The following is a 22,496-nucleotide window of genomic DNA, read 5'->3' as shown; positions in this document are numbered from 1 at the left end:
TCAGCTGTAAAAAAGCCGGGCCCCGTTACGGGCCCGGCTTTTTTGTGTCTGCGCTCTTCATGCCGCCGTTTCGACATAAAAGTCCAGCACACTCACGCCTGTCAGCAGGTCCATCTCCGGCAGGTCGGCATGTTGGTGCCCGCCGAGGGCGCAATACACCAGCCAGTGCCGGTCCTGGACATTGAACGCCAGGCCGCCGACCAGCGCCTCTTGCTCATCGCTGGGGGCGATCAGATACAGCCGATCCTGGTTCTGCGCGTGCAACATGACAAGCTCCCTTGTGTGCGAAGGGCAACAGAGTGGCTTGTTAAGGTGACGTTCAGGTGACGCTGTAAATTACTCGATACATTAGTCGTCAATGGGGGAGGGAGCTGTGATGCGCAGGAGGGCGCAGTTCGTTCAGGTTTGTATCTGGATGGATACCCGGTCACTGTTACACCGAGGTTTTTGATGTCGCTGCCGGCATTACTGCTAAATACCGCTGCATTGTTGATTGCCTGCCCCGGCGCCGGGCTGCTGTTTGTGACCCGCCTGCGGGAGCAGCGGGCGATGGCCCAGCTTGCCGCGCAAAGTGAAGAGCGGGCGATCGACCAGCCGATGCTGTTTCTGGATGTGCGTACCGAGCGCAGTCATCGCCTGGGCTACCGCCTCGGGTTTGCCTGTGTCGGGCTGGCGCTAGTGATCTCCTGGCTCAGCACTCAATTGTAAAAATACCCCAAAAGCACTGTGGGAGCGGGCTTGCTCGCGATAGCGGTGTGTCAGTCAAATAGTTATCAACTGACCCACCACTATCGCGGGCAAGCCCGCTCCCACATTGTGTTGTTCACGCTATTGGGTTACAGGACAATCCCTGCTTTAACCCGATACTGATTACGCACCGGCATCGCATATTGCAGCACCAGATACGGTCGGTGCTCCGCCGGGCAGGCATTCAAGCGTCGCTCCCACTCTGCTTTCGCCTTGGCCAACTCGTCCGCCGGGAACACCTCGGCAGCCGTCGGCACCTGCAATTGCGGGTCGGCGTCGCTCCATTGTGCGTAGGCCAGGTAATGCACGGGAAATAACCGGTAGCCCCCCAGAATCTGTCGGTCCATCTCGATGGCCAACTGTTTGGTGTCTTCAAAACGCTCGACAATCGGCGGCGCGAAGTTGACGTGGACCCGGCCCTTGTAGCCCGTGATGCCCAGGGCAATGCTCACGTCATCTTCACCTGGCGCCTTGGCGTAGGTGCCGGTGGTGGCGCGGATAAACAGCTCGCGCGCCTTGGCCGCGTCGCACGGGTCGTATTCGTAGCTGATGGACACCGGCGTCAGGTTCAGCGACAGGATGACGTCAGCAAACGGCTCATCCTTGCGGCTCATATGGAACATCTTGAGGATCGCCGACTCAGTGCGATCATCCCCATCCTTGGCGCGGCCTTCGGCCTGGGCAATCCAGATCGACTGGCAGTCGTTGCGGATCGAATGGTTGATGTAGGCCGACAGCAGTTGGTACGCCGCCATCTTCTCGCGTCGCCCGGTAATGGAACGATGTACGATAAAACTCTTGTTCAGGCGCATCAGATCGCTGACGAACGGCTTCTGCAGCAGGTTGTCACCGATGGCAATGCGTGGTGTTGGCAGGCCGGCGTGGTACACCGCATAGTTGACGAAGGCCGGGTCCATCACGATATCGCGGTGGTTGGCCAGGAAAACATAGGCCGTACCGGACTTGAGCTGTTCGACCCCGGTGTAGGTGACGCCGTCGGTCGCCCGGTCGATGGTGTGGTCGACGTAAAACTCGACTTTGTCCTGCAAGGTGGCGACGGTGGTCACACCGGCGAACTCACGGCGCAGCTTCTGGGCGATCAGCGGCTTGAGCAGCCAGCCGAAGGCGCCGGCAAAGCGCGGGAAGCGAAAGTGGGTCAGGATGTCCAGAAAGGCCTTGTCACTGAACAGCCGGGCCAGCACTGCCGGGACTTCGCTGTCGTTGTAAGGTCGGATGGTATCGAATTCGCCCATCATGCTCTCTTGTTAGAAACGGCTAGGGTAAGTAAAGGTTTGGATCGATAAGTGACAGGGCAGGTCTGAACAAATGGCATCAAACGAAAAAGCCCTGCAAATAGACCGGCGATTATACGCACAAGTCACCTGGGAGAGACCGCGATGCTAGAACCTGCGCTGTACGATTGTCCTTATTGTGGTGAAGAGGTCGAGACATCTGTGGATTTGTCCGGCGGTGACCAGAACTATATAGAGGACTGCCAGGTGTGCTGTCGGCCGATCAATTTCTACCTGCAGGTCCACGGCGAGGAATGGATGCTCGAAGTGCGCAGCGAGAATGAATAAGGGGCGCAGCCATGCAACGAATCTACGAACCGGAAAACCTGATGGAGGGCGAGTTGCTGCAGCAAATGCTCGCCAGCGAAGGTATCGACGCCCATCTGGTGGGGCGCCATCTGCTGGGTGGTACGGGTGAACTGCCAATCTTCGGCCTGTTGGGCCTGGAAGTGGAGAACGACCAGGCTGGCGAAGCCCGCGAGTTGATTACCGCCTATATCGGCGCCCAACCGCTACCCGGCGATGAACCCGACAGCTACCCCGACGTGCTGGTCTGTTAGGCTGTCGTTCGGTTTACCCAAGAGTCGTGTTGCCCAATGTGTGGACGTTATGCCCTGTTTCGCTGGAACCCCGCCTTCGCTGCCTTGCCGGGGTTCCCGGCGGATCAACAGGCCCAGTGGAATATTTCTCCCAATGATTCGGTGCTGATCCAGCGCGCTACCGACGGCCAGCGCACCCTGGCGCGGGCCCGCTGGGGGCTGACACCACCCTGGTTGACTGACCTGTCCCGCACCCCGGCCCATGCCCGCGCTGAAACCCTGGCCGAACAACCGATGTTTCGCGAGGCCTTTCGCCTGCGCCGTTGCCTGCTGCCAGCCAATGGCTTTTATGAATGGCGTGGCACCCAGCGCAAGCGGCCGTACTGGCTCACGCCGGGGGAGGGCTCGACGCTGTTCTTTGCGGCGATCTGGGAGGCTTATCCGGTGCAGGAGCAGGTGTGGTTGAGCGCGGCAGTGGTGACCCAGGCCGCGCAGAGCCAGCGCCGGCCGCTGATTCTGGATGCGGCGGGGCAGGAAGCCTGGCTCGATCCCGAGACGCCGTTGCATGTGTTGCAGGGGTTGCTGGCCGGTGAGCCGGCGGCGTTGCGTGAGCGGGTGCTGGCTAACATGGTCAATGATCCGAAGCTCAATGGGCCGGAGTGTTTGACCCCGGGTTGAGGCTGGGGGGTGAGTGGGGGATTCGCTTGCGCCATCGCAGGCAAGCCAGCTCCCACATTTTGACGTGTGAATACCTTCAAATGTGGGCGCTGGTTTGCCTGCGATACGGCCCTGAAGGCCACTGAAACCTTTATACCTTGAACTGATTGATCAACCGCCGCTGCTGCTCCGCCAACTGGGTCAGCCCCGCACTGGCAGCACTGGACTCATCGGCACCGCCCGCCACCTCATTGGCCACCTGGCCGATATTGATCACATTGCGGTTGATGTCCTCGGCCACCGCACTCTGTTCCTCTGCCGCACTGGCAATCTGCGTGTTCATGTCATTGATCACCGACACGGCCTGAGTGATGGTCTCCAGGGCCTGGGCCGCCTTGGCGGCGTGCTGCACGCTTTCATCGGTACGCTGCTGGCTGTCTTCCATGACCCGTACCACGTCCCGCGTGCCTTGCTGCAATTGCTGGATCATGGCCTGGATTTCTTCGGTGGCCTTCTGGGTTTTCTGCGCCAGGTTGCGCACTTCGTCGGCCACTACCGCAAAGCCCCGGCCCTGTTCGCCCGCGCGCGCGGCTTCGATGGCGGCGTTGAGGGCCAGCAGGTTGGTCTGCTCGGCAATGCCGCGGATGGCAATCAGGATGGCATTGATGTTCTCGCTGTCCTTGGCCAGGGTCTGGACCACGCCCACTGCCTTGCCGATCTCCAGGGCTAGGGCGCCGATGGATGTGGAGGTGTCGCGCACAATCTGCATGCCCTGGCTCGCAGCCTGATCGGCATGGGTGGCGGCTTGTGCGGCCTGGGTGGCATTGCGGGCCACGTCCTGGGCGGTGGCGGTCATCTCGTGCACGGCGGTGGCGACCTGGTCGATCTCGACCATTTGCTTGTGCACCCCGAGGTTGGTGCGGATGGCGATGTCGGCGGTGTGTTCCGACGAATCGCTGACTTTCTGCACCGAACTGACCACCTGGGTAATCATGCCCTGCAGCTTGATCAGAAAGGTATTGAAGCCGGCGGCAATCGCGCCCAGTTCGTCGGCGCGGTCACTGGTCAAGCGGCGTGTCAGATCGCCTTCGCCCTGGGCGATGTCATTGAGCATCGCCACCATCTGCTTGAGCGGCCGGGCAATGCCATGCCCCACCAGCCAGATCACCAGCAGGCCAATGCCGGCAATCACCAGACCAACCATGGTCATGCCGAAGATATCGGTTTTGCGCTGGGCGTCCAGGTCGCCCTGCAGTGCTTGCAAGTCGGCCATCACCGTGCCCAACGGCAGTTGCAGCATCAAGGTCCAGCGCGCATCGGTCTGGCCGATGTTGAAGGGCAGGAACAACTCGATCAGCCCCTGGGCCTGGTCGACGTCGTAGCGGACTTCGCCGACGTTCGGTTGGTTGAGGTGATCGAGGGTATTTTTGTCGAACAGGTCGCTGGCTTTTTCTCCCAGCTTGCTGGCGTCCTTGGTATAGGCGACCAGGCGGCCGTTGTTGGAAATCAGTGCCATTTCGCCGGCACCGTTGTAAAGCTTCTGGTCGGCAGCGGTCAGCATTTCCTGGATGAAGTTAACCGACAGATCGGCGCCGACGATGCCCTGGAACTTTGCGTCGATCATGATCGGCTCGATAAACGAGGCCAGCATCACCGTGGTATTGCCTACGCGATAGGGCGCGGGGTCGATGACACAGGGTTTTTGGGTTTCCTTGGAGCAGAGGTAGTACTCACTGGCGCGGATGCCGGTGGAGAGAATTTTCTGGTCGGTCAGGTCGGCGAGTTTTTCCAGGCCCAGGCTGCCGTCCTGGTTGCGGAACCACCAGGGCATAAAGCGCCCGTTTGTGGGCTCTATGCCAACCACGGCGGTGTTCAGGTAGTTGGCATCGTTGTGGTCGATGGCATTGGGCTCCCAGGCGATGTAGGAACCGAGGACTTTCGGGTTGCGCACCACGGTTTCGTGCAGCAGGTTGATCAGTTGTTCGCGGCTGACCTGCAATGGGGCGCCGCCGTTTGCGTCTTTCATGCCCATCAGTGCGTTGGTGGTGGCCAGGCCTTTGGCGGTCACCAGTGGCGCTTCCAGTTCGCGCTGGATCAGTGTGGCTTGGGTGTGGGCGAGTGCCGTGAGCCGTTGCTCGATGATCTGCTCGAATTGCGCCTGGGTGCGTGCCTGCACCATGTCCTGGGTCCGTGCACCGGCGAACAGCGCGTACAGCACCAGGGCCGCCACGACGCTCAGCACAATGGCCCCGGCCAATGCCGCAACAGAAAACTGAATCGACTTGAATTTCATGGAAGCTCCGGGCGCTTAGGGCATCATCTGTTTTCTTATATCGGCTACAGGCGCTGCAGACATGAGGTGCTGCCCTGTAAAAGAATCAGGGGTGTCGTTTATAGAATGGTTGTGGGCGTGGGGGATGTCTGAAATCAGCGGTTATGCGTCAGGTGTATCTGGCGCAGATACAAGGGAGGGCCTAGGATATGCGCCATAATTTCAGGGAGAAGGCGCATGAAAAAATATTTGGCGGTAACGGCATTGAGCGCAGCCTTGCTGCTCGCCGGTTGCCAGTCGGTCAACACCACCAGTGGCGGCGCCGTGGGTGTGGAGCGCAAGCAGTACATGTTCAGCATGCTGTCGAGCCAGGAAGTCGACCAGATGTACGCGCAGTCGTACCAGCAGACCCTCGGCGAAGCCAGTGGCAAGGGCCTGCTGGACAAGACCAGCACCAACGCCAAGCGCGTGCAGGCTATCGCCCAGCGCCTGATCGCCCAGGCTCCCACCTTCCGTCCGGATGCGGCGCAGTGGAAGTGGGAAGTGAACCTGATCAAAAGCGACGAGATGAACGCCAACTGCGGGCCTGGCGGCAAGATTTTTGTCTACAGCGGGCTGATCGACACGCTCAAGTTGACCGATGACGAGCTGGCGGCGGTCATGGGCCATGAAATTGCCCACGCCCTGCGTGAACATGGCCGCGAAGCCATGTCCAAGGCCTACGGCATCGAGATGGCCAAGCAGGGCGCCGGCGCATTGTTGGGCCTGGGCCAGGACAGCATGGCGCTGGCCGATACCGTAGCCAACTACGGCATGACCTTGCCCAACAGCCGCAGCAACGAGAACGAAGCCGACCTGATCGGCCTGGAACTCTCGGCCCGCGCCGGTTACAACCCGAACGCGGCCATCACGCTCTGGAACAAAATGGCCAAGGCCTCCGAAGGCGCACCGCCTGAGTTCATGAGCACCCACCCGGCCTCCAGCAGCCGGATCGCCTCGTTGCAGGCGGCGATTCCCAAGGTGATGCCGTTGTACCAGCAGGCCAAGAAGTCCTGATAATCCAGGCCTTGTGAAGGTCCAAAGGTGGGAGCGGGCTTGCTCGCGTTAGCGGTGGTTCAGTTAATTAATCCGTGACTGATACAGCGCTATCGCAGGCAAGCCAGCTCCCACATTTGCAAAGGGTTACAACCAGCCGCTGCTTTGCATGGCCTTGTACACCGCCACCAGCGCCAGGATAAAGAACGCCGAGGCTGCCAGGCGCCGAATCAGGGTCAGCGGTAGTTTTTCCGCGGCGAAATTCCCCGCCAGAACCACCGGCACGTTGGCAATCAGCATGCCCAGGGTGGTACCGATAATCACCAGCCACAACTCCGGGTATTGCGCCGCCAGCATCACCGTGGCGATCTGCGTCTTGTCACCGATTTCTGCGATGAAGAACGCAATCAGCGTGGTCAGGAACGGCCCGAACTTGCGTGAAGTACTGGCCTCGTCATCGTCGAGCTTGTCCGGCACCAGGGTCCACAGGGCCGTGGCGCAGAAGCTTGCAGCGAGTATCCAGTGCAACACCGCATCCGAGAAGAAACTGCCGAACCAGGCACCCACGGCACCGGCGGCGGCGTGGTTGGCCAGGGTCGCGGCGATGATGCCGGCGATGATCGGCCAGGGTTTGCGAAAGCGTGCGGCGAGGATGAGCGCGAGCAATTGCGTCTTGTCGCCGATTTCGGCCAAGGCAACGATTGCGGTAGGAACGAGAAGTGAATCCAGCATCAGGTAGGTTTCCAGGGGCGGGTCGACACGGCTATGACACGTACAGCCTTCCCGCCCCGGGTAAGGTGTGCGTGTCATAGGTCTTGTCAAACCCCGGTCCGTCTGTGCGGACTCCTGGGTCGCATACGCCATGGTCTGCTGACCAAGTATGTTGACGTATGCCGGACGAGCATGTTGCTCGTGGGAGACTACTCCCCTAGGACGGAGCGGATTCTGCCTTGGCAAAATCCATTCGGCAAGCGTTCTTTTTCAAACGCCCGTCAGCCGCGCTTGGCACGGTAGATGCGAAAACCCTGGCCCTCGGCCTTGACTGCGCACACGCCCAGATGCTCTTCGATCAGTGGTTGGTACTTCAGGAAGCTGTTGGCAACTAGCCGAAGTTCGCCACCGTTTTTCAGATGTTGGCGTGCTTTTCGCAGCAGGTTTTCCGTAGCGAAATAATCCGTATGCACCCCGACATGGAACGGCGGGTTGCTCAGAATCGCATCCAGGCCCATGGGCGCGGCGTCGATGCCATCACCGGTCAGCACTTCGCCTTCCAGGCCATTGGCCTCCAGGGTCAGGCGACTGCTGGCGGTGGCGAAGGCGTCTACGTCGAGCAGCGTCACGGTGTTGTGCGGATAGCGCCGCTTGACCGCCGCGCCGAGCACGCCGGCGCCACAGCCGAAGTCCAGCAGATGACCGCTGGGCAGCTTGTCCAGGTGTTCGAGCAAAAGCGCGGTGCCGCGATCCAGGCGGCCGTGGCTGAACACGCCGGGCAAGCTGACGACCTTGAGCGGTCCGTCGGCCAGTGGCACTTCAAAGACCTCGGCCAGGCTTGCCAGGTCGGGGGCTGCCGGGGCGTCGGCCACGGTGGCCAGCCACAGCTGGCAGTGCCGCGCATTGTCGAGCTTGCGTGGCTTGCCGAAGGCGTTCAGTTGCTTGGCGGCGCTTTCGATACCGCCGCGTTTTTCGCCCACTAGGTACAACTCGGCGCCCGGCAGCCGTGCCGCCACGGCCTTGAGGATGTAGTCGGCGAGGTCCTTGGACTTGGGCAGAAACACCACGGCTGTGTCGAAGGCACGCTGCGGTACATTCACCCCGAAATGGCTGCGTTCGGCAAACCGCGCATCCAGCGCCGCCTGATCGCCCGCATGCCAGCACCAGCCATGGGCATTGGGCAGGCGGCCCAGCAGGTCGTCGGCGGGCAGGCCGGCCAGTAACACATTGCCTTGAAAAAGTTCGGCCTGACGAAGCAGTACTTCACTGCGCGGATCCATGGTCTGCTCCCTGAAAAAGGAGCGCAGTTTATCAACTGACGACGCGCTGCGGTGCTCCGCGGAAAAAGCCCCGGGCGTTTTCGGTCAATTGGCCGACGATCCGTTGCCGCGCTTCGCGACTGCCCCACGCACTGTGTGGGGTGATGATCAGCCGTGGGATGTCGCTCGCCAGCAGCGGGTTGCCGGCGGTCGGCGGTTCGACGCTCAGCACATCGGTGGCCGCGCCCCCCAGATGACCGCCACGCAGGGCGTCTGCCAAGGCCTGTTCATCAATCAGGCCACCGCGTGCGGTGTTGACCACGAACGCGCCCGGCTTGAGCAGTGCCAGTTCGCGGGCGCCGATTAAGTGCCGCGTATGTTCGTTGAGCGGGCAATGCAGGGTCAGGGCGTCGATCTGCGGCAGCAGTTCGTCCAGTGGCACCCGATCTGCGCGGGGCGGGCGACCGGGAATGGCGCCCAGCACTACGCGCATGCCAAAGGCTTCGGCCAGACGCGCGACGGCGCCGCCCAGTTCGCCATGGCCCAGCAAACCCAGGGTTTTGCCTTCCAGCTCGACAATCGGGTAGTCCAGCAGGCAGAACTGCTTGGCTTGCTGCCACAGCCCGGCATCGACGTCTTTTTGATAGTCCTTCAGGCGCGTGGCAAGGTTGAGCAGCAGCATGATCGTGTGTTGCGCCACTGACGGCGTGCCGTAACCCTGGCAGTTACTCACGGTAATGCCCTGGGCGCGGGCGGCGGGCAGGTCGACGTTGTTGGTGCCGGTGGCGGCGATCAGGATCAGTTTCAGGTCGGGGCAGGCGGCCATCGTCTGGGCGTTGATCAGGATCTTGTTACTGATCGCTACCTGGGCGCCTTGCAGGCGCTCGACCACTTGATCGGCCGAGGTCTGCTCGCACAGCTGCAAGTCGCTGAAGGTCTCCCGCAACCCGCTGAGGTCAAGGTCCCCCTGGTCCAGGGAAGGGTGATCAAGGAAGACGGCGCGGCGATTGTTCGTCATCAACTGTACCTTTTGCGACAGGGTTCGAAGGCGTAATCTGCCGAGCCTACCAGATGAAATAATCAGTTACTTCTTGGAGTGTGCATGTACCTCACCGAGTTTTTGACCGTGGCGTTGATTCACCTGCTGGCCGTGGCCAGCCCCGGGCCGGACTTTGCCGTGGTGGTACGCGAGAGCGTGACCCATGGCCGGCGTGCCGGCACTTGGACGGCGTTGGGCGTCGGTTCGGCGATTTTCCTTCACGTTGGCTACTCGTTGCTCGGTATCGGTTTGATCGTGTCCCAGTCCATCGTGCTGTTCAACGCCTTGAAATGGGCGGCGGCGGCCTACCTGTTGTATATCGGCTTCAAAGCCCTGCGGGCGCAGCCGGCCAAGCCTGCCAGTGAAGAAGACTTGCACCGCGAAGTGGGCGAGCGCAGTGCCCGCGGCGCCTTTACCTCGGGCTTTGTGACCAATGGTCTGAACCCCAAGGCCACGCTGTTTTTCCTGTCGCTGTTCACCGTGGTGATCAACCCCCACACGCCGCTGGCCATCCAGGCCGGTTATGGCCTGTACCTGGCCGTGGCTACCGCCCTGTGGTTCTGCATGGTGGCCATGTTGTTCAGCCAACAGCGCGTGCGTGCCGGGTTTGCGCGCATGGGCCATTGGTTTGATCGGAGCATGGGCGCGGTGCTGATTGCCATTGGTGTGAAAGTGGCCCTCACCGAGCGCTAAAGGCGCCGCTGGCTGAATGAATGCTGGCGTAAAGCTAGCATTCATCCGGCTCTGCAAATCATTCCTTCGGCTGATTTGGCCGGCGTGCAAGGTCTCTAAAGTGCAAATCCTTTAGCCAAGACCGTGCAGTCATAAAAAGGGATTCGTATGTTGCAGACTCGTGTTATCCCGCCCGCCGAAGGCGCCTACCAATACCCGTTGTTGATCAAGCGCCTGTTGATGTCGGGTGCGCGCTACGAGAAAACCCGGGAAATCGTCTACCGCGACAAGCTGCGCTACACCTACCCCACCCTGATCGAACGCGTCGCCCGCCTGGCCAATGTGCTGACCGCAGCCGGGGTCAAGGCCGGTGATACCGTGGCCGTGATGGACTGGGACAGCCACCGTTACCTGGAATGCATGTTCGCCATTCCGATGATTGGTGCGGTGATTCACACCATCAACGTGCGCCTGTCGCCAGAGCAGATCCTCTACACGATGAACCACGCCGAGGACCGCTTTGTGCTGGTCAACAGCGAGTTCGTCGGCCTGTACCAGGCCATTGCCGGCCAATTGACCACCGTCGACAAGACCCTGCTGTTGACCGATGGCGACGAGAAAACCGCCGATCTGCCCAACCTGGTAGGCGAGTACGAAACGCTATTGGCCGCTGCCAGCACGCACTACACCTTCGAGGACTTCGACGAGCATTCGGTGGCCACCACCTTCTACACCACCGGTACCACCGGTAACCCCAAGGGTGTGTATTTCACCCACCGCCAACTGGTGCTGCACACCATCGGCGTGGCGACCATCATGGGCAGCGTCGACAGCGTGCGTCTGCTGGGCACCAACGATGTGTACATGCCCATCACGCCGATGTTCCATGTCCACGCCTGGGGCTTGCCGTATGTGGCGACCATGCTCGGTCTCAAGCAGGTCTACCCCGGCCGCTACGACCCGGAATACCTGGTGGAGTTGTGGCGCAAAGAGAAGGTCACGTTCTCCCACTGTGTACCGACCATCCTGCAGATGCTGCTCAACGCCAAGGCCGCCCAGGGCGTGGATTTTGGCGGGTGGAAAATCGTGATTGGCGGCAGTGCCCTCAACCGCTCGCTGTATGAAGCAGCCAAGGCCCGTGGCATCCAGCTGACAGCGGCCTATGGGATGTCCGAGACCGGCCCGCTGGTGTCCTGTGCCCACCTCAACGAAGAACTGATGGCCGGCAGCGAAGACGAGCGCACCACCTACCGGATCAAGGCCGGTGTGCCGGGGCCGTTGGTGGAAGCCGCGATCATCGACGGGGACGGCAACTTCCTCCCGGCCGATGGCGAGTCCCAGGGCGAACTGGTGCTGCGCGCGCCATGGCTCAGCGAGGGGTATTTCAACGAGCCGCAGAAGGGCGCCGAACTCTGGGAAGGCGGCTGGATGCACACCGGCGACGTGGCCACCCTCGATGCCTTCGGTGTGATCGACATTCGCGACCGTATCAAGGACGTGATCAAGACCGGCGGCGAGTGGATTTCATCCCTTGCCCTTGAAGACCTGGTCAGCCGTCACCCGGCGGTACGCGAAGTAGCGGTGGTCGGGATTGCCGACCCGCAGTGGGGCGAGCGCCCGTTTGCTCTGTTGGTGGTCCGTGAAGGCCACGGGATTGGCGCCCGCGAACTCAAGGAACACCTCAAGCCGTATGTCGAGCAGGGCCACCTGAGCAAGTGGGCAATTCCAAGTCAGATTGCCATTGTTACGGAAATTCCCAAGACCAGCGTCGGCAAGCTGGACAAGAAACGTATCCGTATCGACATCATTGAATGGCAGGCCAATAACAGCACCTTCCTGTCCACGCTCTGAGCCCTTGTGCCGTGCCCGTTCGGGCACGGCAATGCTCTATTACAAGCCTTCGCCTTGTCATTTGCCGAATTTCAGCCATCCTCTTTTGCGTCAGCCCTCGCTGACATGGCGAAAGGGCTGTCGCAGACGGGTTGGTGATGCAAATCACACTTTAGAGGGATCAAGCGGTACCCCCTGCTGGCTATAGTCCCTCCCAGAGTTTTTCAAGGATGCGGCGCTGCGGTCCTGGGTGGTCCGGTGGCTGTCTGGCATTGGAATCGTTGTATTCCGGCCGTTACAAGCGTGTTTGAAAAGGCTCACTGCCATAACAATAAAATGCACATGGAGTAGCGTCGATGACCTCAGTAAATCAGTTCTGGCGCCGGGCGAGATTACCCCTGGCGGTCAGTCTTGCCTCGACCCTCGCCGGGCCCGCATTCGGCGTCAGTTTCAACATTGGTGAGGTCGAAGGCAGCTTCGACTCGTCCCTGTCGGTGGGGGCCAGCTGGAGCACGGCCAAGCCCGATCGCGACCTGATTGGTGTCAACAACGGTGGCAAGGGGCTGTCGCAAACCTCCGATGACGGTCACTTGAACTTCAAGCGTGGGGAGACGTTCTCGAAGATCTTCAAGGGCATCCATGACCTGGAACTGAAATACGGCGACACCGGCGTATTCGTGCGTGGCAAATACTGGTACGACTTCGAACTCAAGGATGAAGGCCGCGAGTTCAAGGACATCAGCGACCACAATCGCAAAGAGGGCGCCAAGTCTTCCGGCGGGCAGATTCTCGATGCGTTCATCTACCACAACTACTCCATTGCCGATGCGCCGGGTTCGGTGCGTTTTGGTAAGCAAGTAGTGAGCTGGGGTGAAAGTACTTTCATTGGCGGTGGTATCAACTCCGTCAACCCGATCGACGTGTCTGCGTTCCGTCGTCCGGGTGCCGAGATCAAGGAAGGCCTGATCCCGGTCAACATGTTCTACGTGTCGCAATCCTTGACCGATAACCTGTCGGCAGAAGCGTTCTACCAGTTGGAGTGGGATCAGACGATCACCGACAACTGCGGGACATTCTTCTCGCAGCCTGATGTGATTGCTGACGGCTGCAGCGATAACTTGCGCTTGCTCAGCAAGCGTTCAGTGATCGCGGCGGGCGGTGGTTTACCGTTGATGAACGCGTTTGGCGTGAACATCAATGAGGAGGGTGTGCTGGTCAAGCGTGGCCCTGATCGCGACGCACGCGATAGCGGTCAGTTTGGCGTGGCGATGCACTACAACTTTGAGCCGTTGGACACTGAGTTCGGCGCTTATTTCATGAACTATCACAGCCGTGCGCCGATTTTCAGCGCCAGGGGCGCCTCCGCTGCGACCTACGCAGCAGCTAACGCATTGACGTTTACACCCGGCGCCAGCCAGTTGCGTCCTCTCATTGTGGCCGGTAACTCCAGCTACTTTGTCGAGTACCCGGAGGATATTCGGCTGTATGGCTTGAGCTTCTCCACCACGCTGGCGACAGGGACCGCATGGAGTGGTGAATTGAGCTATCGGCCGAATGCGCCAGTGCAACTCAATACCACCGATATTTTGTATGCGGGCGTAACGCCGCTGTTGGGCCTGGGGGCGGCTTCGCCACTCAAAGGCTCTGCTGACCAGGATCTGAACGGCTACCGGCGTAAGGAAGTTACCCAGTTCCAGACGACGTTTACGCACTTCTTCGATCAAGTGATGGGAGCAAGTCGCTTGACGTTGGTCGGTGAAGTGGGCGTGACCCACGTTGGTGGCCTGGAAAGCAGTAACAAAGCACGTTACGGGCGTGATCCGGTGTATGGCCCTGGGCGAGGCGCTCTTTGTGCAACGCTTAACGGCGGCACAATTGCCGGTGCCGGACCTGGCACCGATGCCAGCAACCTTACTGCCAATTGCAACAATGATGGCTTCACTACCGCCACTTCCTGGGGCTACCGTGGCCGGGCAATCTGGGAGTACCCGGATGTCTTCGCCGGCGTGAACCTCAAGCCTAACGTGGCGTGGTCCCATGATGTGAACGGTTACTCGCCAGGTCCTGGCGGCAACTTCGAAGAAGGTCGCAAAGCGGTGAGCCTGGGGCTGGACGCGGAATACCAGAACACCTACACGGCGAGCCTGGCCTACACCAACTTCTTTGGTGGCGACTACAACACCTCGGTTGACCGCGATTTCGTGGCCCTGAGTTTCGGCGCGAACTTCTAAGCACACTGCATTTCAGGAAGACCAGAACATGAAAATAACCAAAAGTCTGTTGCACGTGGGTGTGCTGGGACTGTCGATCATGGCCAGCAGCGTCATGGCGGCGGTCTCGGCGGATGAAGCCGCCAAGCTGGGCACCACGTTGACTCCGATGGGCGCGGAAATGGCCGGCAATGCTGCCGGCACCATTCCGGCCTGGAAAGCCCTGCCAACCAACGCCGGTGCTGTGGATGCCAAGGGCTTCCTGGCCAACCCGTATGCCAGCGAGCAGCCGCAGTTCACCATCACCGCGCAGAACGTCGAGCAGTACAAAGACAAGCTGGCGCCGGGGCAGTACGCGATGTTCAAGCGTTACCCTGAAACCTTCAAGATGCCGGTGTACACCACCCATCGCGGTGCCACCGTGCCGGCGCAAGTGTTCGCCTCCATCAAGAAAAACGCCACCAGCACCAACCTGGTAGGCGGTGGTAACGGCCTGGAAAACTTCGAAACCGCGATTCCGTTCCCAATCCCGAAAAGCGGGGTCGAGGTGATCTGGAACCACATCACCCGCTATCGCGGCGGCAGCGTGACACGCCTGGTGACCCAGGCCACGCCACAGGCCAACGGCTCGTACAGCCTGGTGTACTTCCAGGACCAGTTCGTGTTCCGCGACAAGATGAAGGATTACGATCCGGCAAATCCGGGCAATATCCTGTTCTACTTCAAGCAGAAAGTGACTGCACCTGCGCGTCTGGCCGGTGGTGTGTTGCTGGTGCACGAGACCCTGGACCAGGTAAAGGAACCGCGCGCCGCGTGGGTCTACAACGCCGGCCAGCGCCGTGTGCGCCGTGCGCCGCAAGTGTCCTATGACGGGCCGGGGACTGCCGCCGATGGCCTGCGGACTTCCGACAACCTCGACATGTACAACGGCGCCCCGGATCGCTACGACTGGAAGCTGGAAGGCAAGAAGGAAATGTACATCGCCTCCAACAGCTACAAGCTCGACGATCCGAAGCTCAAGTACGCCGACATCATCAAGGCCGGCCACATCAACCAGGACCTGGCGCGTTATGAACTGCGCCGCGTCTGGCACGTGGTCGCCACCTTGAAGGAAGGCCAGCGCCATATCTATGCCAAGCGTGACTTCTACATCGACGAAGACACCTGGCAAGCAGCGGTGATCGACCATTACGACGGTCGTGGCCAACTGTGGCGCGTAGCCGAAGCCCATGGCGAGAACTACTACGACAAGCAAGTGCCGTGGTACGCCCTCGAAACCCTCTACGACCTGCAGTCCGGCCGCTACCTGGCCCTGGGCATGAAGAACGAAGAGAAACAGGCCTATGACTTCGGCTTCACTGCCACCACCAGCGACTTCACCCCGGCGGCTCTGCGTCAGGATGGTGTTCGCTAAACCGCGGTAAACAAGTCCGCACCTGTGGGGGTGGGCTTGTGTGGGGGTGGGCAAGTCCGCTCCCACACAAGCCCATCCCCACATTTGTTTTGGGCATCCGGAAAATAGTTGGTTATTTCTTGTTGTAGTCTTTTTCAGACAAATGTTGCAAAGATCTACAAAGCGACGGCTTTTAACGCTAGTCTGCGGACATCTGCAATGCCGACCACAGCCTACTACAAGAGCCCGGCGATGACTGATCTGTCCCCAATCCAAGGGCCTGCCAGTGCGATAATCCCCACGCTGGAAGGGCGCTTCTACCGACCCCCGCTGCCCGATGGCTATGTGCTGCGCCCGCGTTTGTGCGAGCGCTTGAGCGCCGGCCTGGACGGGCGTCTATTACTGGTCAGCGCGCCGGCCGGGTTTGGCAAGAGCTCGCTGGCGGTGGAGTTCTGCCAAAGCCTGCCTGATCACTGGCAAAGCCTGTGGCTGGGCCTCAGTTCGCGGGACAGTGATCCGGGCCGCTTCCTTGAGCGCCTGCTGGAAGGTTTGCAGCAGTATTTCCCGCAAGTCGGCGCCCAGGCCCTGGGTTTGTTGAAAATGCGCCAGCGCCATCAGCCGTTTGCCTTTGAAGAGTGGCTCGATGGCCTGCTCGACGAATTGACCGTCCATCTGTCCACACGCACCCCGTTATTACTGGTACTGGATGACTACCACCTGGCCCAGGGCCCGGTGCTGGATCGTTGCCTGCAATTTTTTCTCAACCATTTGCCCGATGGCCTGTTGGTGCTGGTCACCAGCCGCCAGCGTCCCGACTGGCATTTGGCACGGTTGCGCTTGTCCCGGCATCTGCTGGAGTTGCATGAACAGGACCTGCGCCTGACCAACGACGAATCCCTGGCTTTGCTCGACCGGCATAGCAGTTCATTGCGCGGTGAAGCCCTGGACAACCTGATCCGTCGCAGCGAAGGCTGGGTGGCCGGCCTGCGCTTCTGGTTGTTGGCGGCCGCCGAAGCCGGCAACGAGGCCGACTTGCCCCAAGGCCTGCATGGTGGGGAAGGGCTGATCCGTGACTATCTGCTGGAAGAGGTGATCGACTGCCTGCCGCCGGAAGTCCAGGCCTTCCTTTACGACACGGCCTCCCAGGAGCGTTTTTGCAGCGAGTTGTGCGACGCCGTGCGCGAGGCCCATGACAGCGCGGAAATCCTGCGCTACCTGCAAGCCCATCAGGTGTTCCTGGTGCCGCTGGACGAGCAGGGCCACTGGTACCGTTATCACCACCTGTTTTCCGATCTGCTGCGCACCCGGCGTTCGCCAAATGCGATGTTGCCGGCCGCCAGCCTGCACCTGCGCGCCTGCCGCTGGTTCAACGCCCAGGGCTTGCTCGATGAGGCCGTGGAGCAGGCCCTGCGTGCCGGGCATCCGGATGTGGCGGCGAATCTGGTGCAGAACCTGTCCGAAGAACAACTGTTGGCCGAGCAGAACGTCGGCATGCTCCTGCGCTGGAAGATGGACTTGCCCGACAGCCTGTTGATCAGCACGCCGCGCTTGATCGTGCTCTATAGCTGGGCGCTGGGGCTGGCCTGCCAGTTGGATGCGGCGGAAGAATTGTCCAGCCATCTCAGCCGCTTCCTGCCGGCACCGTCGGCCACTGCGCAGAAGTCGATGCTCGCCCAGTGGCTGGCCCTCAGCGGCATCATCGCCCGTGGGCGCGGCGACCGGGAACTGACCCACTTGTATTGCACAGAAGCCCTGGAAAGCTTGCCGCACAAGCGTTACGGCCAGCGCTTGATGTGCCTGTCGACCTTGTCGAACCTGGCCATCGTCGACGCCGACCTGTGGCGTGCGCGGGGCTTGAATCGAGAATCCCTGGAACTGGCGCAACGCGTCGGCAACCCGCTGTTCGAGGCCCTGGCCCATTACGACCGGGCACGGGTGCTGCAGGCGCGTGGGGAAATCCTGCGCTCCCTGGACGAGGTGCGCGAGGGCCTGCAACGCTTGCAGGGCCTGGCATCCCAGCGCCTGTATGCGGTGCGCGCACGCCTGTCGTTGTATGAAGGGTTCCTGCTGCTGATGCGTTGCCAGCCGGAGGCCGGCCTGTTGCGTTTGCGTACAGGGCTTGCCGAAGCCCGCGCCTGCCGGGATATCAGCGTGTTGATCGGCCACTGTGTCATCGCCAACCTTGAGGGGCGCCGTGGCGACTTTCCCAAGGCCTTTGCCGAGCTGGCCGAGGCCGAGCGGTTGATGCATATCTGGGACGTGCCGCCGATCTACTACCTGGCCATGATCACCCTGATCAAATGCGAGCTGTGGCTGGCCCAGGGCCGTACCGACCTGGCCGATGCCTGGCTGGTGCGCCTGGGGCAAACCTATAGCGGCGAGCAGGCCGCCGCCGCCCCGGAGTTTCATCCACACCTGGCGCAACATATCGAACTACAACAGGCGGCCCTGGACGCCATTCGCGGCCAGTGTGAAAGCGCCCGGCGGCGACTCGATGGGCTGGCGCGACAAGCCGAAGGCAAAGGCCAGCAGATGATCGCGGTGATGGCCCTGAACCAGCACGTGCTGTTGTTGCTGGATGACGGCCAGGCAATGTCAGCCCGGCCGCTGTTTGCCCGGGCCTTGCAAATGGCCAGCGGTGGCGCGTTGCAACCCTTCCAGCGTCTGTTGGAACGTTATCCCGACTGGGTACGCGAGCAACTGGGCCAGGCGCCGAACGATTTGATGCGGCAAAGCCTCTGGGCCCTGCTGCCGGCGGTTGCCCCGCGCGAGCCGGTCGAAACCAGCCATTCCAGCGAAACCTTGAGCGCCCGTGAGCTGGCGGTGCTGCAGTTGATCGCCCAAGGGTGCTCCAACCAGGAAATCAGCAACCAGTTGTTTATCTCGCTGCACACCGTCAAGACCCACGCCAGTCATATCAACAGCAAACTGGGGGTCGAGCGCCGCACCCAGGCAGTCGCGCGGGCGCAGGAGATGGGGTTATTGGGGTAAGGGGGAGACTTGCGCCGCAAAAGCCGGATAATGGCGGCCAATTCGTTTGCTCCGCTATTCTGGTAATCCCGCATGGAAATCAAGGTCAATTTTCTCGACAATCTCCGGCTTGAAGCCAAGTTCGATGACTTCACCGTGGTGGCCGACCAGCCGATTCGCTACAAGGGCGATGGCTCGGCCCCCGGTCCGTTCGACTACTTCCTGGCTTCGTCGGCGTTGTGTGCGGCTTACTTTGTGAAGTTGTACTGCAGCACGCGCAATATCCCCACGGACAATATCCGCCTGTCGCAGAACAATATTGTCGACCCGGAAAACCGCTACAACCAGATTTTCAAGATTCAGGTCGAGTTGCCGGCGGATATTTCCGACAAGGATCGCCAGGGCATCCTGCGCTCCATTGACCGCTGCACGGTAAAGAAAGTGGTACAGGCCGGGCCCGAGTTTGTTATCGAAGAGGTGGAAAACCTCGACGCCGACGCCCAGGCGTTGCTGATGCCGGCGGCTGCGGCAGACGCGGGCACCTTCATCGCGGGCAAGGACCTGCCGCTGGAGCAGACCATCGCCAACATGTCGGCCATTCTCGCGGGCCTGGGCATGAAGATTGAAATCGCCTCGTGGCGCAATATCGTGCCCAATGTCTGGTCGTTGCATATCCGCGATGCCCATTCGCCGATGTGCTTTACCAACGGCAAGGGCGCGACCAAGGAAGGCGCACTGGCGTCGGCCCTGGGCGAGTTTATCGAGCGCCTGAACTGCAACTTCTTCTACAACGACCAGTTCTGGGGCGAAGAAATCGCCAATGCGGCGTTTGTGCATTACCCGGAGGAGCGCTGGTTCAAGCCCGGCCGTAAAGACGCGCTGCCGACGGAAATCCTCGACGAGTACTGCCTGAAGATCTACAACCGCGATGGCGAGTTGCGCGGCTCACACCTGATCGATACCAACTCCGGCAATGAAGAGCGTGGCATCGTCTCACTGCCGTTTGTGCGTCAGTCTGACGGCGAGGTGGTGTATTTCCCCTCCAACCTCATCGAGAACCTCTACCTGAGCAACGGCATGAGTGCCGGTAACACCTTGGCTGAGGCCCAGGTGCAGTGCCTGTCGGAGATTTTCGAGCGTGCGGTGAAGCGCGAAATCATTGAAGGTGAATTCGCCTTGCCGGATGTCCCGGCCGAAGTGCTGGCCAAATACCCAAGCATCCTCGCCGGTATCCAGGCCCTGGAAGAGCAGGGTTTCCCGGTGCTAGTCAAGGATGCATCCCTGGGCGGCGAGTTCCCGGTGATGTGCGTGACCCTGATGAACCCGCGCACCGGCGGCGTATTTGCCTCGTTTGGCGCCCACCCAAGCCTGGAAGTGGCGCTGGAGCGCAGCCTTACCGAGTTGCTTCAGGGCCGTAGCTTCGAAGGCCTGAACGACTTGCCGCAGCCGACCTTTGAAGGGCATGCGGTGACCGAGCCGAACAACTTTGTCGAGCACTTCATCGACTCCAGCGGCGTGGTGTCGTGGCGCTTCTTCAGTGCCAAGTCCGATTACGCGTTCGTGGAGTGGGACTTTTCCGGCCAGGGTGAGGATTCCAACGCCGAAGAGGCCGCGACTTTGTTCGGCATTCTCGAAGGCATGGGCAAGCAGGTCTACATGGCGGTGTACGAGCATATCGGCGCCAAGGCCTGCCGCATCCTGGTGCCGGACTATTCGGAAATCTATCCGGTCGACGACCTGATCTGGGATAACACCAACAAGGCGCTGTTCTTCCGCGGCGATATCCTCAACTTGCACAGCCTGGATGAAGACGGCCTGCAAGCGCTGGTCGAGCGCCTGGTGGAAAGTGAACTGGATGACTACACCGATATCACCACCCTGATCGGCATTGAATTTGACGACAACACGGCCTGGGGCCAGTTGACGATCCTTGAGTTGAAGCTGCTGATCTATCTCGCCTTGCAGCAGTATGAAGAGGCGAAGGAAGCGGTGGAGATGTTCCTGCAATACAACGACAACACCGTCGAACGCGGCCTGTTCTACCAGGCAGTGAATGCGGTGCTGGAGATGCAGTTGGACGAGGATTTGGAGCTGGAAGACTACGAGGCCAACTTCCGCCGGATGTTTGGCAACGAGCGCATGGACGCCGCCATCGGTTCGGTGGAGGGCAGCGTGCGGTTCCATGGTTTGACCCCGACCAGCATGAAGCTCGAAGGCCTGGATCGACACCTGCGGCTGATCGACAGCTACAAAAAACTGCACGCCGCACGGGCCAACAGCTAGAAGGGAGTCCTTATGCACGCCACAACCCCCCGACTGATCCGCGAAACCTTCCCCGTCGGCCCGTTGCAGTGCAACTGCACAATCATCGGCGACCCGGTCACCAAGAAGGCCATCGTGGTCGATCCGGGTGGCAACCATGAGCTGATCCTGGCGCGGCTCGACGCGCTGGGCCTGAAGGTGGTGAGCATCATCCACACCCATGCGCACCTGGACCACTTCCTGGCTTCCGGCCAGTTGAAAGAGAAGACCGGCGCCACGCTGCACCTGCACAAGGAAGATCAGTTCCTGTGGGATAACCTGGAAATGCAGTGCCAGATGTTCGGTGTGCCCTACACCCCGGTACCGTCACCGGATCGCTGGTTGGCCGATGATGAGGAGCTGGCCTGTGGCTGCGGGGTGGCCCTGCATACCCCTGGGCATACGCCGGGGTCGATGAGTTTCTGGTTTGCCGATGCCAAGTTGCTGATCGCCGGCGATACCTTGTTCCGGCGTGGGGTAGGGCGCACGGATTTGTGGGGTGGCGACCAGGCGACCATCGTGCGCTCGATCCAGCAGCGTCTGTACACCCTGGACGAAGAGGCGACCGTGGTGACAGGGCATGGCCCGGATACGCGCCTGGGGGATGAAATGCGCGAAAATCCGTTTGTCAGGGCCTGACAGGGCGAGGCTCTGCTAGGGTTGAGGTGAGCGTGCCGGTGTTTATCTTTTGTCACAGGTGCGCGGCGGAGCACGGAATTTTTGCCGTTTGTCGCGTTCCAAACTCGGCACAGGTCCATTGCCAATGTCCTCTGCATCACAGAATGCAAAAGTAGGAGCTTCCCTCATGTTCACTTCGCGTCGTCTGCTTGTTGTTGCTACCGCGGTAGCCCTATTGTCGGGCTGTGCTTCCCCTAACCCTTACGATGGCAGCCAGGGACAGGCGGACAACGGTTCACAAGGCATGAGCAAAACCGCCAAGTACGGCGGCCTCGGCGCGTTGGCGGGAGCCTTGGCCGGTGCAGCCATTGACCACAACAACCGTGGCAAGGGCGCGCTGATCGGCGCCGCCGTGGCCGGTATCGGCGCTGCCGGTTACGGCTATTACGCTGACCAGCAGGAAAAGAAATTGCGGGAAAGCATGGCCAACACCGGCGTCGAGGTGCAGCGCCAGGGTGACCAGATCAAGTTGATCATGCCGGGTAACATCACGTTTGCCACCAACTCCGATGCTATCGCCAGCAGCTTCTACACCCCCTTGAACAACCTGGCCGGGTCGCTCAAGCAGTTCAACCAGAACACCATCCAGATTGTCGGCTATACCGACAGCACCGGCAGCCGCCAGCTCAACATGGACCTGTCCCAACGGCGTGCGCAAAGCGTGGCCAACTACCTGACCTCCCAAGGTGTGAGCCCGACCAACCTGACCACCCGTGGTGCCGGCCCGGATAACCCGATTGCCAGCAACGCTGATGTCAACGGTCGTGCGCAGAACCGTCGTGTCGAGGTTAACCTCGGCCCGATCCCGGGTCAGCAGTACGGCCAGCCTGCGCAGCAACAGCAGCAGAACAACCAGTTCCAGGGCAATCCGTACCAGCAGTACCAGTAACC

General features: G+C 60.7%; 19 protein-coding genes, 1 pseudogene and 1 riboswitch. Of the genes and pseudogenes, 13 read left to right on the top strand and 7 right to left on the bottom strand.

Going from position 1 to position 22,496, the window contains the following annotated elements; genetic code table 11:
- Positions 1-57 precede the first annotated feature (57 nt).
- Entirely contained in the window at positions 58-267 is a 210-nt protein-coding gene (locus PSFL_RS02380; protein WP_170044058.1) for a hypothetical protein, read from the bottom strand.
- A 183-nt stretch (positions 268-450) separates the two neighbouring features.
- Between PSFL_RS02380 and PSFL_RS02375 the strand changes: the two genes are divergently transcribed.
- On the top strand, positions 451-708 hold the full coding sequence (locus PSFL_RS02375; RefSeq protein WP_169959756.1) for a hypothetical protein: 258 nt from the start codon (positions 451-453) through the stop codon (positions 706-708).
- Positions 709-836: 128 nt separating this feature from the next.
- Here the strand turns inward: PSFL_RS02375 and PSFL_RS02370 are convergent, their stop codons facing one another.
- Entirely contained in the window at positions 837-2,000 is a 1,164-nt protein-coding gene (locus PSFL_RS02370; RefSeq protein ID WP_273870049.1) for a 1-acyl-sn-glycerol-3-phosphate acyltransferase, read from the bottom strand.
- Positions 2,001-2,144: 144 nt separating this feature from the next.
- On the opposite strand from PSFL_RS02370, the gene PSFL_RS02365 reads away from it, so the two are divergent.
- The 3 genes from PSFL_RS02365 to PSFL_RS02355 are packed head-to-tail and all read left to right on the top strand — an operon-like array spanning position 2,145 to position 3,256.
- Complete coding sequence (locus PSFL_RS02365; protein WP_057438139.1) at positions 2,145-2,327, top strand: CPXCG motif-containing cysteine-rich protein; 183 nt, start codon at positions 2,145-2,147, stop codon at positions 2,325-2,327.
- 11 nt (positions 2,328-2,338) lie between these two features.
- On the top strand, positions 2,339-2,599 hold the full coding sequence (locus PSFL_RS02360; RefSeq protein ID WP_057444473.1) for a putative signal transducing protein: 261 nt from the start codon (positions 2,339-2,341) through the stop codon (positions 2,597-2,599).
- A 36-nt stretch (positions 2,600-2,635) separates the two neighbouring features.
- The gene (locus PSFL_RS02355; protein ID WP_057438144.1) at positions 2,636-3,256 is read left to right on the top strand and encodes an SOS response-associated peptidase; all 621 of its coding nucleotides are present in this window, start codon (positions 2,636-2,638) and stop codon (positions 3,254-3,256) included.
- 130 nt (positions 3,257-3,386) lie between these two features.
- Here PSFL_RS02355 and PSFL_RS02350 read toward each other — a convergent pair whose 3' ends face one another.
- Both PSFL_RS02350 and PSFL_RS02345 read right to left on the bottom strand, forming a co-directional pair.
- A complete protein-coding gene (locus PSFL_RS02350; protein ID WP_390897828.1) occupies positions 3,387-4,130 on the bottom strand; it encodes a methyl-accepting chemotaxis protein in 744 nt (247 codons plus the stop codon).
- A 114-nt stretch (positions 4,131-4,244) separates the two neighbouring features.
- Positions 4,245-4,439 (bottom strand): annotated as a pseudogene (locus tag PSFL_RS02345) (HAMP domain-containing protein); the annotation flags it as partial.
- A gap of 1,305 nt (positions 4,440-5,744) precedes the next feature.
- Here PSFL_RS02345 and PSFL_RS02340 point away from each other — a divergent pair.
- On the top strand, positions 5,745-6,563 hold the full coding sequence (locus tag PSFL_RS02340; protein WP_057438149.1) for a M48 family metallopeptidase: 819 nt from the start codon (positions 5,745-5,747) through the stop codon (positions 6,561-6,563).
- Between the two features lie 126 nt (positions 6,564-6,689).
- Here PSFL_RS02340 and PSFL_RS02335 read toward each other — a convergent pair whose 3' ends face one another.
- From PSFL_RS02335 to PSFL_RS02325, 3 genes are all read right to left on the bottom strand, one after another.
- Complete coding sequence (locus tag PSFL_RS02335) at positions 6,690-7,274, bottom strand: TMEM165/GDT1 family protein (protein ID WP_057438151.1); 585 nt, start codon at positions 7,272-7,274, stop codon at positions 6,690-6,692.
- 89 nt (positions 7,275-7,363) lie between these two features.
- Positions 7,364-7,483: riboswitch (yybP-ykoY riboswitch) on the bottom strand.
- A 51-nt stretch (positions 7,484-7,534) separates the two neighbouring features.
- Positions 7,535-8,533: a class I SAM-dependent methyltransferase gene (locus tag PSFL_RS02330; protein WP_115128982.1), complete on the bottom strand. Its 999-nt coding sequence runs from the start codon at positions 8,531-8,533 to the stop codon at positions 7,535-7,537.
- 31 nt (positions 8,534-8,564) lie between these two features.
- Positions 8,565-9,530 (bottom strand): 2-hydroxyacid dehydrogenase, encoded by a 966-nt coding sequence (locus tag PSFL_RS02325; protein ID WP_397469668.1) that lies wholly within the window; start codon positions 9,528-9,530, stop codon positions 8,565-8,567.
- Between the two features lie 84 nt (positions 9,531-9,614).
- On the opposite strand from PSFL_RS02325, the gene PSFL_RS02320 reads away from it, so the two are divergent.
- From PSFL_RS02320 to PSFL_RS02285, 8 genes are all read left to right on the top strand, one after another.
- On the top strand, positions 9,615-10,244 hold the full coding sequence (locus PSFL_RS02320; RefSeq protein ID WP_057438156.1) for a LysE family translocator: 630 nt from the start codon (positions 9,615-9,617) through the stop codon (positions 10,242-10,244).
- 147 nt (positions 10,245-10,391) lie between these two features.
- A complete protein-coding gene (locus tag PSFL_RS02315; RefSeq protein ID WP_057438159.1) occupies positions 10,392-12,074 on the top strand; it encodes a fatty acid--CoA ligase in 1,683 nt (560 codons plus the stop codon).
- A 335-nt stretch (positions 12,075-12,409) separates the two neighbouring features.
- Complete coding sequence (locus PSFL_RS02310; RefSeq protein ID WP_169959752.1) at positions 12,410-14,284, top strand: DUF1302 domain-containing protein; 1,875 nt, start codon at positions 12,410-12,412, stop codon at positions 14,282-14,284.
- 28 nt (positions 14,285-14,312) lie between these two features.
- The gene (locus PSFL_RS02305; RefSeq protein WP_057438161.1) at positions 14,313-15,677 is read left to right on the top strand and encodes a DUF1329 domain-containing protein; all 1,365 of its coding nucleotides are present in this window, start codon (positions 14,313-14,315) and stop codon (positions 15,675-15,677) included.
- A 231-nt stretch (positions 15,678-15,908) separates the two neighbouring features.
- Positions 15,909-18,647, top strand: a complete 2,739-nt coding sequence (locus tag PSFL_RS02300) for a LuxR C-terminal-related transcriptional regulator (RefSeq protein ID WP_397469667.1) — start codon at positions 15,909-15,911, stop codon at positions 18,645-18,647.
- Between the two features lie 72 nt (positions 18,648-18,719).
- Positions 18,720-20,909: an OsmC domain/YcaO domain-containing protein gene (locus PSFL_RS02295; RefSeq protein WP_397469666.1), complete on the top strand. Its 2,190-nt coding sequence runs from the start codon at positions 18,720-18,722 to the stop codon at positions 20,907-20,909.
- A gap of 12 nt (positions 20,910-20,921) precedes the next feature.
- Entirely contained in the window at positions 20,922-21,566 is a 645-nt protein-coding gene (locus PSFL_RS02290) for an MBL fold metallo-hydrolase (RefSeq protein WP_273879148.1), read from the top strand.
- Positions 21,567-21,732: 166 nt separating this feature from the next.
- Positions 21,733-22,494 carry an OmpA family protein gene (locus PSFL_RS02285; protein ID WP_029297808.1) on the top strand — a complete coding sequence of 254 codons (762 nt, stop codon included), beginning with the start codon at positions 21,733-21,735 and terminating at the stop codon, positions 22,492-22,494.
- Positions 22,495-22,496 lie beyond the last annotated feature (2 nt).

Source organism: Pseudomonas sp. DD1 (assembly GCF_044510355.1).
Lineage (GTDB): Bacteria > Pseudomonadota > Gammaproteobacteria > Pseudomonadales > Pseudomonadaceae > Aquipseudomonas > Aquipseudomonas shahriarae.
Note: the sequence above shows the minus strand (reverse complement) of the source record. Positions and strands in the feature narration are given on the sequence as shown.

Excerpts from the sequence above, each read along its gene's own strand:
- PSFL_RS02380 (WP_170044058.1), bottom strand. The coding sequence starts at position 267 with ATGTTGCACGCGCAGAACCAGGATCGGCTGTATCTGATCGCCCCCAGC.
- PSFL_RS02375 (WP_169959756.1), top strand. The coding sequence starts at position 451 with ATGTCGCTGCCGGCATTACTGCTAAATACCGCTGCATTGTTGATTGCC.
- PSFL_RS02370 (WP_273870049.1), bottom strand. The coding sequence starts at position 2,000 with ATGGGCGAATTCGATACCATCCGACCTTACAACGACAGCGAAGTCCCG.
- PSFL_RS02365 (WP_057438139.1), top strand. The coding sequence starts at position 2,145 with ATGCTAGAACCTGCGCTGTACGATTGTCCTTATTGTGGTGAAGAGGTC.
- PSFL_RS02360 (WP_057444473.1), top strand. The coding sequence starts at position 2,339 with ATGCAACGAATCTACGAACCGGAAAACCTGATGGAGGGCGAGTTGCTG.
- PSFL_RS02355 (WP_057438144.1), top strand. The coding sequence starts at position 2,636 with ATGTGTGGACGTTATGCCCTGTTTCGCTGGAACCCCGCCTTCGCTGCC.
- PSFL_RS02350 (WP_390897828.1), bottom strand. The coding sequence starts at position 4,130 with ATGGTCGAGATCGACCAGGTCGCCACCGCCGTGCACGAGATGACCGCC.
- PSFL_RS02340 (WP_057438149.1), top strand. The coding sequence starts at position 5,745 with ATGAAAAAATATTTGGCGGTAACGGCATTGAGCGCAGCCTTGCTGCTC.
- PSFL_RS02335 (WP_057438151.1), bottom strand. The coding sequence starts at position 7,274 with ATGCTGGATTCACTTCTCGTTCCTACCGCAATCGTTGCCTTGGCCGAA.
- PSFL_RS02330 (WP_115128982.1), bottom strand. The coding sequence starts at position 8,533 with ATGGATCCGCGCAGTGAAGTACTGCTTCGTCAGGCCGAACTTTTTCAA.
- PSFL_RS02325 (WP_397469668.1), bottom strand. The coding sequence starts at position 9,530 with ATGACGAACAATCGCCGCGCCGTCTTCCTTGATCACCCTTCCCTGGAC.
- PSFL_RS02320 (WP_057438156.1), top strand. The coding sequence starts at position 9,615 with ATGTACCTCACCGAGTTTTTGACCGTGGCGTTGATTCACCTGCTGGCC.
- PSFL_RS02315 (WP_057438159.1), top strand. The coding sequence starts at position 10,392 with ATGTTGCAGACTCGTGTTATCCCGCCCGCCGAAGGCGCCTACCAATAC.
- PSFL_RS02310 (WP_169959752.1), top strand. The coding sequence starts at position 12,410 with ATGACCTCAGTAAATCAGTTCTGGCGCCGGGCGAGATTACCCCTGGCG.
- PSFL_RS02305 (WP_057438161.1), top strand. The coding sequence starts at position 14,313 with ATGAAAATAACCAAAAGTCTGTTGCACGTGGGTGTGCTGGGACTGTCG.
- PSFL_RS02300 (WP_397469667.1), top strand. The coding sequence starts at position 15,909 with ATGACTGATCTGTCCCCAATCCAAGGGCCTGCCAGTGCGATAATCCCC.
- PSFL_RS02295 (WP_397469666.1), top strand. The coding sequence starts at position 18,720 with ATGGAAATCAAGGTCAATTTTCTCGACAATCTCCGGCTTGAAGCCAAG.
- PSFL_RS02290 (WP_273879148.1), top strand. The coding sequence starts at position 20,922 with ATGCACGCCACAACCCCCCGACTGATCCGCGAAACCTTCCCCGTCGGC.
- PSFL_RS02285 (WP_029297808.1), top strand. The coding sequence starts at position 21,733 with ATGTTCACTTCGCGTCGTCTGCTTGTTGTTGCTACCGCGGTAGCCCTA.